This window comes from [Ruminococcus] torques ATCC 27756 (assembly GCF_000153925.1).
Taxonomy (GTDB): Bacteria; Bacillota; Clostridia; order Lachnospirales; family Lachnospiraceae; genus Mediterraneibacter; species Mediterraneibacter torques.
On record NZ_DS264344.1, the window covers coordinates 111,402 to 123,670 of the forward strand.

Annotated in this window: 11 protein-coding genes; 10 read left to right on the plus strand and 1 reads right to left on the minus strand. The window is 39.3% G+C overall.

Features of this window, described 5'->3' with window-relative positions; translation table 11 throughout:
• Positions 1-73: 73 nt before the first annotated feature.
• From RUMTOR_RS00665 to RUMTOR_RS13070, 7 genes are all read left to right on the plus strand, one after another.
• Positions 74-2,464: a peptidase U32 family protein gene (locus RUMTOR_RS00665; RefSeq protein WP_004845059.1), complete on the plus strand. Its 2,391-nt coding sequence runs from the start codon at positions 74-76 to the stop codon at positions 2,462-2,464.
• A 30-nt stretch (positions 2,465-2,494) separates the two neighbouring features.
• Positions 2,495-3,967 carry an FtsW/RodA/SpoVE family cell cycle protein gene (locus tag RUMTOR_RS00670; protein WP_009242686.1) on the plus strand — a complete coding sequence of 491 codons (1,473 nt, stop codon included), beginning with the start codon at positions 2,495-2,497 and terminating at the stop codon, positions 3,965-3,967.
• 49 nt (positions 3,968-4,016) lie between these two features.
• Positions 4,017-5,369 carry a peptidoglycan D,D-transpeptidase FtsI family protein gene (locus RUMTOR_RS00675; RefSeq protein WP_004845061.1) on the plus strand — a complete coding sequence of 451 codons (1,353 nt, stop codon included), beginning with the start codon at positions 4,017-4,019 and terminating at the stop codon, positions 5,367-5,369.
• A gap of 5 nt (positions 5,370-5,374) precedes the next feature.
• A complete protein-coding gene (locus tag RUMTOR_RS00680; protein ID WP_004845062.1) occupies positions 5,375-5,722 on the plus strand; it encodes a hypothetical protein in 348 nt (115 codons plus the stop codon).
• A gap of 4 nt (positions 5,723-5,726) precedes the next feature.
• Positions 5,727-6,704 (plus strand): DUF2953 domain-containing protein, encoded by a 978-nt coding sequence (locus tag RUMTOR_RS00685; RefSeq protein WP_004845063.1) that lies wholly within the window; start codon positions 5,727-5,729, stop codon positions 6,702-6,704.
• 33 nt (positions 6,705-6,737) lie between these two features.
• The gene (locus tag RUMTOR_RS00690; RefSeq protein WP_009242681.1) at positions 6,738-7,133 is read left to right on the plus strand and encodes a GerW family sporulation protein; all 396 of its coding nucleotides are present in this window, start codon (positions 6,738-6,740) and stop codon (positions 7,131-7,133) included.
• A gap of 107 nt (positions 7,134-7,240) precedes the next feature.
• Entirely contained in the window at positions 7,241-7,381 is a 141-nt protein-coding gene (locus tag RUMTOR_RS13070) for a hypothetical protein (RefSeq protein WP_167528104.1), read from the plus strand.
• A 123-nt stretch (positions 7,382-7,504) separates the two neighbouring features.
• On the opposite strand, the gene rpmB is transcribed toward RUMTOR_RS13070, so the two are convergent.
• Positions 7,505-7,690 (minus strand): 50S ribosomal protein L28, encoded by a 186-nt coding sequence (rpmB, locus tag RUMTOR_RS00695; RefSeq protein ID WP_009320597.1) that lies wholly within the window; start codon positions 7,688-7,690, stop codon positions 7,505-7,507.
• Between the two features lie 186 nt (positions 7,691-7,876).
• Here rpmB and RUMTOR_RS00700 point away from each other — a divergent pair, with 186 nt between their 5' ends.
• The 3 genes from RUMTOR_RS00700 to recG all read left to right on the plus strand — a co-directional run bounded on the left by RUMTOR_RS00700 (position 7,877) and on the right by recG (position 12,094).
• Positions 7,877-8,236, plus strand: a complete 360-nt coding sequence (locus RUMTOR_RS00700) for an Asp23/Gls24 family envelope stress response protein (protein ID WP_004845068.1) — start codon at positions 7,877-7,879, stop codon at positions 8,234-8,236.
• Between the two features lie 13 nt (positions 8,237-8,249).
• Positions 8,250-9,914: a DAK2 domain-containing protein gene (locus tag RUMTOR_RS00705; RefSeq protein WP_009320596.1), complete on the plus strand. Its 1,665-nt coding sequence runs from the start codon at positions 8,250-8,252 to the stop codon at positions 9,912-9,914.
• Between the two features lie 116 nt (positions 9,915-10,030).
• A complete protein-coding gene (gene recG, locus RUMTOR_RS00710; protein ID WP_004845070.1) occupies positions 10,031-12,094 on the plus strand; it encodes an ATP-dependent DNA helicase RecG in 2,064 nt (687 codons plus the stop codon).
• Positions 12,095-12,269: the final 175 nt, after the last annotated feature.

Consider the following 12,269-nt stretch of genomic DNA (forward strand, 5'->3'; position numbering starts at 1 on the left):
TTTTAGATAGTTGTTGTTTTATATAAAGGGAAAACACCTGTATGTTAAAGGGGATGTAGGGAAAGGAGTCAGCATGGAAAAACGCCGGATTGAAATATTGGCGCCTGCCGGATCTTATGCTTCTTTTAAAGCTGCGATCAACGCAGGAGCGGATGCTGTGTACGCCGGAGGTCCGAAATTTGGAGCAAGAGCATATGCGGATAATTTTACAAAAGAAGAGTTGATCGAAGCGATCAAAGAAGCTCATATATACGGAAGAAAGCTTTACCTTACGGTAAATACACTGCTGAAAAACAACGAAATTTCAGAGTTACCCGAATATCTGAGTCCGCTTTATGAAGCGGGGTTAGATGCGGTGATCGTTCAGGATATAGGAGTTCTCGAACTTGTAAGAGAGTACTTTCCGAAGATGGATATTCATGCGAGTACGCAGATGACGATCACAGGGTATCGCGGAGCGGCATTTATGGAAGGGCAGGGAATCAGCCGTGTTGTTCCGGCAAGGGAATTATCTCTTGAAGAAGTGCGTATGATCAAAGAAAAAACAGGGTTGGAGATAGAATGTTTTGTACATGGTGCACTTTGTTACTGTTATTCCGGTCAATGCCTTTTAAGCAGCATGATCGGCGGACGCAGCGGGAACAGAGGTCAGTGTGCTCAGCCTTGCAGACTGCCGTATACAGTAGAAGGTGAAAAAAAATATTATTTAAGTCCGAAAGATATTTGTACGCTGGATCTGATCCCGGAACTTGCGGAGGCGGGAATCGATTCGTTCAAGATCGAAGGTCGTATGAAAAAGCCGGAGTATGTAGCGGCAGTAACTGCAATGTACCGGAAATACACAGATTTATATATGCAAAACGGAAAAAAGGGATATAAAGTTTCTTCCGAGGATAAACGTATACTGATGGATCTGTATAACAGAGGAGGATTTTCGGCAGGTTATTATCGACAGCATAACGGGCAGAATATGATAGCGTCGGATCGTCCAAACCACGCAGGCGTTCCGGCAGTAAAGGTAGAAAGCCAAAAAGGAAGATTGATCAAAGGAAAAATTCTTACAGACCTGCATGCAGGGGATGTGTTGGATATTTCAGGAAGCTATACTATTGGAAAAGATCAGAAAAAAGGGGAAGCTTTTTCAATGGTAGTGCAGAAACAAGTTTATATAAAACAGGGATCGACAATAAACAGAGTGAGAAACGAAAGTCTTATCACTTCGATTCATAAGCAGTATATCGGAGATTCAATCAGACAGAAGATAGACGGAAAACTTACGCTGGAAGTGGGAAAGCCGGCAAGTTTGAAATTGTACTGTAATGAAAGTACATATACTGCGTACTCAAAAGAAATTGTCGAACAGGCGCAGAACCGCCCGATGGAAAGAGAACGGATCGTTTCTCAAATAGAAAAATTAGGGAATACGCCCTTTGTTTTTGAAACTTTGGATATTAAGATGGATGAAGCGATTTTTCTCTCGATTAAAACACTTAATGATCTTCGCAGAGAAGCGGTAAGCGGATTGTGCGAGGCACTATCGGGGAAATATTACAGAAAAACAACAGATGAAAAAAAAGAAAAGAGAATTGCAGCTGAGGTTATAGAAGAAAAGAACAATACTTATGATCAATTTAAAAGAAAAGAAAACTTTTCTTATTCGGTTCTCGTGGAAAATAAAGAACAGCTTTCGGCAGTCTGCGCCTATTTGGAGAAAAGAGAAACGGAGAATATAAAAATCGCACGTATCTACGCCGAAAGCAATATTTTTCAGGAAGATATCCCGGGATACATCGAAAAATTAAAAAAGAAAAAGATAGAATTTTATCTTGCTCTTCCGCATGTATTCAGAAAAGGAAGCGCAGAACGGATTGAAAAATGTATCAGTCGGTTTTCGGAAAAAGAGTTAGACGGCGTACTTATTAGGAATTGGGAACAGTATACGCTGCTTTGTCAATTACAATTTGACAAAAAAGTAATTTCGGATGATAATTTATATGTGTTTAATCGGTTTTCAAAAGAGTTTATGAAAAAAGCAGGTTTCTCTGAGTTTACAGCGCCGGCAGAATTAAATGAGAGTGAGCTTAAAATACTTGGACTTGAAACTGCGGAACTGACAGTATATGGTTATCGCCCGGTTATGATTTCGGCGCAATGTATTATGAAGACGAGAGGAAAATGTACAAAAAACTCTTCCTTTACGCAGATGAAAGACAGGATAGGAGAAGAGTTTCTCGTTCAAAACCGATGTGATGAATGTTATAATATCGTTTATAACAGCGCTCCTTTATATTTGGGCACACAAAAAGTAAAGATTCAAAAGCTTTCACCGAAAAGACTGAGGATTCGATTCGGAGCAGAGCGAAAGGAAGAAGTAAAGAAAGTATTAGAACAAGCAATCGATGCATTTGGAGAAAAACCGCAGTTTGATTATACACAGGAGCATTTCAAACGCGGCGTACTGTAAGTGCGCTCGATTATCGTCAGGAGAAATAACGTGGTAAATATTATCATTCAATTATCTAAATATGTAATTATCATACTTATGGCTGCTTATACGTTTTCCTGTTTCTCGATTTTTACGAGAAATTATGAAGATGAAGAAAAAAGAGTGCTTATCCGGCAGGATGTATTGATGTTTCTTTTGCAGTTTGCAGCGTTTGGTACAATGTATTTGGCAACAAAAGATATTCGGATCTTGTTTTTATATGCAGTATTGACGGTGATTCTTCTTGCGGTCATTCTTTTGTATAATTTGATTTATCCGAATGTGTCAAGGCTTGTTGTAAATAATATGTGTATGCTGATCACTGTCGGGATGATCATGATCACGAGATTGTCCGCAGATAATCCGTCTCCTTACGGCACGGCGGTAAGACAGCTTGTATTTGTTGCTTTGGGAATTACCTTTGGACTTGTTGTTCCGGTTTTGATCCGAAAAATGAAGTTCCTTGATCAGTGGACATATATTTATGCGGCAGTAGGAGGAGCAGCTCTTCTTGCAGTTGCATTGTTCGCACAGATTTCCGGCGGGGCAAAGCTGGGATTCGAAATTGCAGGCATAAATATACAGCCGTCTGAGTTCGTAAAAATTATTTTTGTATTTTTTGTTGCAGCAAGTCTGAATAAATCAAAAGAATTTAAAAATATCGTTGTGACAACTGCGATTGCGGCAGCACATGTATTGATCTTAGTTCTCTCTACGGATTTGGGAGCGGCACTGATCTTCTTTGTTGTTTATCTTGTTATGCTTTTTGTCGCGACAAGACAATGGCTGTATGCGATAGCGGGACTTGGAGCCGGAGCAGCCGCGGCAGTTGTCGGTTATCATTTGTTTTCGCATATTCAGGTCAGGGTAGAGGCGTGGCAGGATCCCATCGGGACGTACAGCGGAAGCGGTTATCAAGTGGCACAATCGTTGTTTGCGATCGGTACGGGAAGCTGGTTTGGGACAGGACTTTTTAAAGGACAGCCGGATACGATACCTGTTTCGGAGACAGATTTTATCTTTTCTGCTATTACAGAAGAAATGGGAGTGATTTACGCACTTTGTCTGATTTTGATCTGTGTAAGCTGTTATGTGATGTTTCTGAATATTGCAATGGAATTGAGAAATAATTTTTATAAGTTAATCGCACTTGGATTGGGAACGTGTTATATTTTTCAGGTTTTCCTGCAAATAGGAGGCGTCACAAAATTTATTCCGTCTACAGGAATGACTTTGCCGTTTGTAAGTTATGGCGGAAGTTCGATGTTAAGTACGATGATTATGTTTGGAATCATTCAGGGACTATATATTATAAGAGAAGATGAAGAAGAGGAACGGGAAAAAGAAAAACTAAGAAAAGAAAGGAAAAGAAAAAATGGCGTGGGAAGAACAGCGCCCCGAAAGACGGCAAAAAGCGGACCGAAATTCGAAGAAGTCCCAAGACAGAGGCCGCGGAAAAAAACGGGAACGCGCACAAAATAAAGATTTCGCTAAAATTACATATTTCTTTGTGATCTTGTTTATTGCATTGATGGGGTACCTCGTTTATTTCACAACTGTAAAAGCCAAGACGTTTGTCAATAGTCCTTATAATCAAAGGCAGGATTCTTTTGCACAAAGCGTTGTCAGAGGAGATATTACAGATAGAAATGGCAATGTACTTGCAACAACGGAAGTGGACGAAGACGGAACAGAGACAAGAACGTATCCGTACGGCTCGCTGTTCTCCCATGTTATCGGATATAATGATTCACAGTTTGGAAAAACAGGACTTGAGTCCGCGCAGAATTTTGATCTTCTTACTTCAAATGCATTTTTTATGGAAAAGATTCAAAATGAATTTAAAGGAGAAAAAGATCAGGGAGACACAGTTGTTACAACACTTGATGCAGAACTTCAGCAGGCTGCCTATGATGCGCTCGGAGAGAACAAAGGAGCGGTTATTGTGATGGAGGCAGACACAGGGAAAATACTTACTCTTGTTTCAAAGCCTGATTTTGATCCGAATACGCTTGCTGAAAACTGGGAGATCCTAAATACGGATGAGGAAAACAGTCCGCTTTTGAATCGGGCTACGAACGGGTCTTATGCTCCGGGTTCTGTATTTAAAATTGTGACTGCTCTTGCTTATATGCGGCAGGATACGGATTATAACTCGTATTCTTATGACTGTCAGGGATCCATTACAGAAGACAATGTCACAATTCGCTGTTTTAACGGAACGGTACATGGATACGAAGATTTGAGAAGTTCTTTTGCAAACTCATGTAATGCATCATTTGCAAATATCGGCTTAAGCCTTGACGTGGACGGCTATCGGGAAACGGCGGAAAGCTTATTGTTCAATAAGAAACTTCCAAGCGTTATGGATTATACAAAAAGTTCCTTCGTGCTTGATTCGAAGTCCGGTTCCGCAGAAATTATGATGACGGCAATGGGACAGGGAAAAACAATGGTAAGTCCGTATCATATGGCGCTGATCACGGAGGCGATTGCAAACGGCGGTACATTGATGCAGCCCTATTATGTAGATAAAGTGACCAATTACACCGGTACGGAAGTGAAAAAGAATGTTCCGAAAAGTTATAAACGGATCATGACGTCAGAAGAAGCGGCACAGTTAAAAGAGTACATGGCGGCTGTTGTAAGTGAAGGAACCGGTTCGGTATTAAGCGGAAGGTCATATACGGTCGCGGGAAAAACAGGAACGGCTGAATATAGTATGACAGACGGAGAAAAAACGCATTCATGGTTTACGGGATTTACAAATGTTGACAATCCGGAACTTGTGATCACTGTTATTACAGAAGGTTCCGACGGAAGTGCAGGAGGAAAAGCGGTATCTATCGCAGGAGCTGTTCTGGATTCTTATTATAATCGGTGAAGTTTATGAGTCAGATAGAGTTTTATCATAATCTATATGTTAGTGAATGCTGGCAGAAGAAAAAGGGAAAAATAGTAAAAAGGCTGAAGGAAAATAAACTTCAGCCGCAAGTATATGTTATTACATTATCTCAGGGAGAACAAAATCAACTGGAATTTTTTTCAAGCGTCTTGCTAAAACAATCCATATTTGAACATTCAAAGCTTTTTGTGATCGGAATTGCAGATGGATATGATGAAGCGCTTTTCCTTGTTGAAAAAATTGTTCAAGACGTATATCAAGAAACCAAAAGTGCAAATGCAAGACAGTTTCTTTTAACAGATCAGGCTGAATACGAGAAAAAAGGGCGGTAGGCAAATGTTACATATCATACTCCTTATCTTAAAAATACTTGGATTTTTGATACTTGTTTTAGCAGGACTTATGTTAGTTGCAGTTATAACAGTTCTTTTTGCTCCGGCGGGGTATCGATTCGATTTAACTGCAGAAGAATTCGGGAAAAGTATTTTGGGAAAGCTGCGTTTCTATTGGATAAAACCGTTTATTTCGGGAGAAATCTGTTATGATAATGGGAATTTGACGTGGAATATAAGAGCGGCTTGGAAAAAGTTTGGAAATGCCGAAATACAAGGAAACGATAAAGACAAAAAAAATATAAGAAACGAAACCGATAGTTCAAAAAGAAAAGATCCGGAAAGAGAGAAAGATCAAGAGAAGGAAAAAAATTTTTCAAAGCCAGATGATACAAAGGGCGGGGAAGGCAGCGATACAAAAGTACTTCCCGAATCAAATACAATTGATACAAAAAGTATCCGTGAAATACAGACAGATGAAAAAAATACAGGTTTTGAGAGGGAAGCGGATGAAGTAAAAAAAATTCCGAAAAATAGAAAAAGTTCTTCGAAGTCATTTGGAGAGAAGATTAAATACACATTTCGGAAATTATGTGATAATATAAAAACATTAATAAAGAAAAAAGAAGTTCTTGAACAGTTCTTGAAAAATGAGATTCACAAAAATGCATTTTCAAAACTTATTAAAGAAACAAAACAATTCGCAATAAAATTACGTCCCCGAAAAGCCGCAATAAAAGCGAAGTTTGGATTTGAAGATCCGTCAGTTACAGGCTATATTCTCGCGTTAATAAGTATTATTTATCCTTTCTTGGAGGGGCAGACCGAGATTATACCGGATTTTGAACATAAAGTCTTTGAGATGGATCTGCATATTGAAGGAAAGATAAGACTTCTTTATTTGTTTTTATTTGCTTTTCATATGCTTATGGATAAGAATGTGAGAATAACGGTCACGCATTTGAAAAAATTAAAGTTATGATATTTGGAAGTTCAAACAGGAGGAATGAAAAAAATGGCAGACAGTAATAACAATTTTAAATCAACGGTAGAGGCTCTTTTTAAAGGTATGGATGCGGTCGTATCTTCAAAAACAGTTGTCGGAGATGCGATTCATATTAATGATACAATTATCCTTCCCCTTGTAGACGTTTCTTTTGGAATCGGTGCAGGTTCTTCTTCGGCAGATAAAAAAGAAAAAGGAATGGGGGGAATCGGAGGTAAAATGTCTCCGAGCGCCGTGATCGTTATACAGGGAGGGAAGACAAAGCTCGTAAATGTGAAAAACCAGGATACAATCACAAAAATTCTTGATATGGTTCCTGATGTTGTCGATCGTTTTACGGGAAAAGATGAACGTATGACAGAGAAGGAAGTAAACGATATTCTTGATGCCGAAATAGAAAAATAAAAAAGAAAAGTAAGCGGTATATTATTTTGAATGATATAATATAGTTCTGGATTTATAGGAATGTGCATAGGGTAGAATAAGAAGCTTCCCGAAAGTGAATACGATATATGAAAAAAATATGTGGCTTTGCATTATTTTGGATGGCGATCGGAATGTTTATAATGATGATGCTTCCAAACGTTATTTGGGGAGTTATTTTGATTATTTTGTTTCTGCTTGTCGGATATCGGCTTTTTTGCTGTTGTTAAAAAGAAAAATAAAGAAGCGGTATTATGTTTTTTCTTGAAACGTAAAAACAATGACATAAAAAACGGATCTGAATTTACAGATCCGCTTTTTCCGTGTCATTGTTTCCGATGATGTGTGTCTGATTAAGCGCGCTCAACGCGTCCGGACTTCAGACAAGATGTACAAACATACATTTTTTTGGAACCGCCTTCTGTTTTGACTCTGACGGATTTTACATTTGATTTCCACATTTTCGGTGTTTTTCTATGAGAGTGGCTTACATTGTTACCAAAATGAGCACCCTTTTCACAAATAGCACATTTAGCCATGACTGCACCTCCTAACAATCTGAACTCGTCATATAGACTCATAACACTGATATTCTATCAGAAACATTTCAGTATTGCAAGTATTTTTTAAAAAAAACGAATGTATATTGTAAAATGTTAGAAGTGATAGTATAATAAACATGTTATTTATGGCAAAATTGTGTGAAAGAACCGGAGGTATATATTATGAAAGGAAGTATGAGCACAGATCTTGGCATTATCACGGTCAATCCGGAAGTGATCGCCAAATATGCGGGTTCCGTTGCTGTTGAGTGTTTCGGAATTGTCGGAATGGCGGCTGTAAATATGAAGGACGGACTTGTGCGTCTTCTGAAAAAAGATAGTCTGACACATGGAATTCAAGTGACGATTTCTGATAATAATGAAATTACATTGAATTTTCATGTAATCGTTGCATATGGCGTGAATATCCTTTCTGTTTCTGACAATCTTATGAGCAATGTAAAGTATAAGGTTGAGGAGTTTACCGGAATGGCGGTAGAAAAGATCAACATCTTTGTTGAAGGTGTAAGAGTGATTGATTAAGGAGGATATTTTCGTGGCAGTGAAAACGATAAATACAGAGCTGTTCCGCAAGATGTTTCTTGCAGGTGCGGCCAATCTGGAAGCAAAAAAAGAATTTATAAATGAACTGAACGTATTCCCGGTTCCCGACGGCGATACGGGAACAAATATGACACTTACTATTATGTCTGCGGCAAAAGAAGTACAATCTCTTGAAAATGCGGATATGTTGACAATCGCAAAGGCAATTTCTTCAGGATCTCTTAGAGGAGCTCGCGGTAATTCGGGAGTAATTTTATCACAGCTGCTCAGAGGGTTTACAAAAGAGATCAGAGAACATAAAGAGATCGATGCGGTGATTTTGGCAAAGGCATGTGAACGTGCAACAGCAACAGCTTATAAGGCGGTTATGAAACCGAAAGAAGGAACGATCCTTACTGTTGCAAAAGGAATCTCAAGGAAAGCGGAAGAACTTGCGGAGACGACGGAAGATTTGGAAGTTTTCATTCCTGAAGTGATCAAATATGCGGAAGAAGTTTTGGCTCAGACACCGGAGATGCTCCCGGTATTAAAGGAAGCGGGAGTTGTAGATTCCGGAGGACAGGGATTGCTTGAAGTGATTCATGGGGCGTATGATGCATTTCTTGGAAAAGAAATAGATTATGCGGCAATCGAAGCAAGCGGCGGAACAAAAATGGTAAAACCTTCCCAGCAGGCGGAAGCGGATATTAAGTTTGGCTATTGTACAGAATTTATTATCATGACAGAAAAAGAATTTACAGATAAGAATGAAGCAGAGTTTAAAGCTTATCTTGAATCGATCGGCGATTCGATCGTTTGTGTTGCCGATGATGATATTGTGAAAATTCATGTACACACGAACGATCCGGGACTTGCGATTCAAAAAGCGCTCACATACGGTCAGCTTTCCAGAATGAAGATTGATAACATGAGGGAAGAGCATCAGGAAAAACTGATCAAAGACGCAGAAAAAGCGGCAGCTCAACAGGCATCTGAGAAGAAGAAAAAAGAACCGAGAAAGCCGGTTGGTTTTATAGCCGTATCTATCGGTGAAGGAATGAATGAGATTTTCAGAGAGCTCGGTGCAGATTATATCATTGAAGGCGGACAGACAATGAATCCGAGTACAGATGATATGCTCAGTGCGATCGATGAAGTGAATGCAGACCATATCTTTATTCTTCCGAACAATAAAAACATTATCCTTGCGGCGAATCAGGCACAGTCATTAACAGATGACAAAGATATTATTGTTATTCCGACAAAGACTGTTCCACAGGGAATTACCGCAATTATCAGTTACATGCCGGAAGCGGACGTAGATACAAATATTGAAGCGTTAGAAGAAGCAATCAAAAACGTAAAGACCGGACAGGTCACATATGCAGTCCGTGATACGCACATTGATGACAAAGAAATACATGAAGGCGATATAATGGGAATCGGAGATCGGGGAATTCTCGCAGTCGGACAGTCTGTTGAAGAGACGACAAAAGAGATGCTTGCACAACTCGTCGATGAAGAATCCGAATTGATCAGCCTGTATTTCGGACAGGACGTTTTGGAAGAAGATGCGGAAAATTTTGCGCAGGAAGTGGAAGAGTTGTATCCTGATGTAGATGTGGATGTACACATGGGAGGACAGCCGATTTATTATTATGTGCTCTCCGTAGAATAACAGAACAAAATTTTTATAACTAAGCAGTAATATATGATATAAAGAGGCGCTCTTCCATAAGGGGGAACGCCTCAAAATATATCAGATCACATAGGCAGATAGAAAAATAGGCGGGAATGAAAGTGGAAAAAAGAAAGATCAGTTCCTTAAAAGGAATCGGAGAAAAGACAGAAAAATTGTTTCAAAAAATCGGAGTAGATACAGTTGAAGATCTGATTCGTTATTATCCGAAAGGATTTGAGATTTTTGAAGATCCGATTTCTGTCGGTGAAGTAGAAGAAGGAAAAGTTTGTACAGTAGCAGGTATGGTTTTCGGCAGAATTCAAGTATCGACAAATTCTAAAATGCAGATAACAACATTACATTTAAAAGATGTGACCGGTACTTTAAAAGTTATATGGTATCGAATGCCGTTTTTGAGGAATACACTCGCAAAAGGCGGGACACTTGTTCTGCGCGGTCGTATCGTAAGAAAGAAAAATGAAATCGTAATGGAACATCCTGAAATATTCTATCCGTCATCAAAGTATGAGGAAAAAAGAGATACAATGCAGCCGGTATATAGCCTGACAGCCGGCTTGACGAATAATTCTGTCATTAAAGCTGTAAAACAAGCACTGTCTTTTTTGGATGATGAACAGGATATTCTTCCGGAAGAGCTTCGGCTTAAATACTCTTTTCCGAAATATGAAGAAGCAATTTACGCGATGCATTTTCCGAGAGAAAAAGAGGATTTTGTCCGGGCACGAAAACGGTTTGTGTTTGAAGAATTTCTTCTTTTTATTTTATCACTGCGTAGAATGAAGGAGTCCGAAAATCGCAGCGAAAATCCATTTCATTTTGCAGATCGTCCGGAGATAGAACAATTTTTAGGAGCTCTTCCATATCATCTTACAAATGCTCAGGAGAAAGTTTGGACGGAGATTAAAAGTGACATGCAAAGTGAAAACGTCATGTCGCGGCTTGTTCAAGGAGATGTCGGATCCGGAAAAACGATCATTGCATTTTTGGCGCTTTTGCTGTCAGCATTAAACGGATATCAAGGTGCGCTTATGGCGCCGACGGAAGTATTGGCGGTTCAGCACTATGAAAACATATCTGAAATGTTGGAAAAATATAAAATCCCGCTTCAAGCAGAACTTTTGACAGGGTCAATGACAATGAGTCAGAAAAAGAAAGCTTATGCCCGAATTGAATCAGGAGAAGCCGCTATTATAATCGGAACCCACGCGCTTATACAGGAGAAGGTTTTATATCGTAATCTTGCGTTAGTTGTTACGGATGAGCAGCATCGATTCGGGGTAAGACAAAGGGAAACACTGGCGCAAAAAGGGAAGACACCTCATATTCTTGTAATGAGCGCGACTCCGATCCCGCGGACGCTTGCAATTATCTTATATGGCGATCTTGACATTTCTATTATCAATGAAATGCCAAAAAACAGATTGCCGATAAAAAATTGTGTCGTAAATACTGAATATCGGGAAAAAGCATATCGTTTTATGAGAAAACAGGTTTTAGAGGGACGACAATGCTATGTGATCTGTCCGATGGTAGAGGAAAGTGAAAGTCTGGATGCCGAAAATGTTATCGACTACTCGCAAATGCTCGCAGAAGAATTGGGGGATGGTATTCATGTAGGCTGCCTTCACGGAAAAATGAAGCAGAAGGAAAAAGATGAGATAATGTCTGCATTTGGGAAAAATGAAATTCAGATACTTGTATCTACAACTGTTGTTGAAGTTGGGATCGATGTGCCAAATGCAACAGTTATGCTTATTGAAAATGCGGAGCGTTTCGGACTTGCCCAACTTCATCAGCTTCGCGGGCGTGTCGGAAGAGGCGGATATCAATCTTATTGTATTTTTATGTCTGCGTCTAAATCGGACGAGACAAAAGAAAGACTTGAAATCTTGAACCGCTCGAACGACGGTTTCTTTATCGCCGGGGAAGATCTGCGTCTTAGAGGACCGGGAGATCTGTTCGGAATACGTCAAAGCGGGATTCTTGACTTTAAGATTGCAGATGTGTTTCAGGATGCAGAAGTGTTAAAAATCGCCGGCGAAGAAGCAAATAAAATTTTAAAAAGAGATCCTGAATTAAAAGACCCTTCTTATAAAAAAATAAAAAATCATATCGATCATAAGATTCAACAGATTATGTTAGAAACGACGTTGTAATGGATGAAAGGTGTAAAAAATTGCCAGTTTAAAAATTGTTGTCCTCCATATACTATGAGCGTAACAAAACAAACGGAAGCAAATGTATCGTAACCGGCTGCATAGAAAGCAGATTACATACATGTGCAGCCGGAAGAATTGTTACAACAAACGAAAACGATAAATGTCGTTAAAA

Bases quoted from the DNA above. Each gene is read 5' to 3' on its own strand.
- RUMTOR_RS00675 (WP_004845061.1), top strand. From the start codon at position 4,017: ATGGGGTACCTCGTTTATTTCACAACTGTAAAAGCCAAGACGTTTGTC.
- rpmB (WP_009320597.1), bottom strand. From the start codon at position 7,690: ATGGCTAAATGTGCTATTTGTGAAAAGGGTGCTCATTTTGGTAACAAT.
- recG (WP_004845070.1), top strand. From the start codon at position 10,031: ATGAAAGTGGAAAAAAGAAAGATCAGTTCCTTAAAAGGAATCGGAGAA.
- RUMTOR_RS00700 (WP_004845068.1), top strand. From the start codon at position 7,877: ATGAAAGGAAGTATGAGCACAGATCTTGGCATTATCACGGTCAATCCG.
- RUMTOR_RS13070 (WP_167528104.1), top strand. From the start codon at position 7,241: ATGAAAAAAATATGTGGCTTTGCATTATTTTGGATGGCGATCGGAATG.
- RUMTOR_RS00680 (WP_004845062.1), top strand. From the start codon at position 5,375: ATGAGTCAGATAGAGTTTTATCATAATCTATATGTTAGTGAATGCTGG.
- RUMTOR_RS00685 (WP_004845063.1), top strand. From the start codon at position 5,727: ATGTTACATATCATACTCCTTATCTTAAAAATACTTGGATTTTTGATA.
- RUMTOR_RS00665 (WP_004845059.1), top strand. From the start codon at position 74: ATGGAAAAACGCCGGATTGAAATATTGGCGCCTGCCGGATCTTATGCT.
- RUMTOR_RS00690 (WP_009242681.1), top strand. From the start codon at position 6,738: ATGGCAGACAGTAATAACAATTTTAAATCAACGGTAGAGGCTCTTTTT.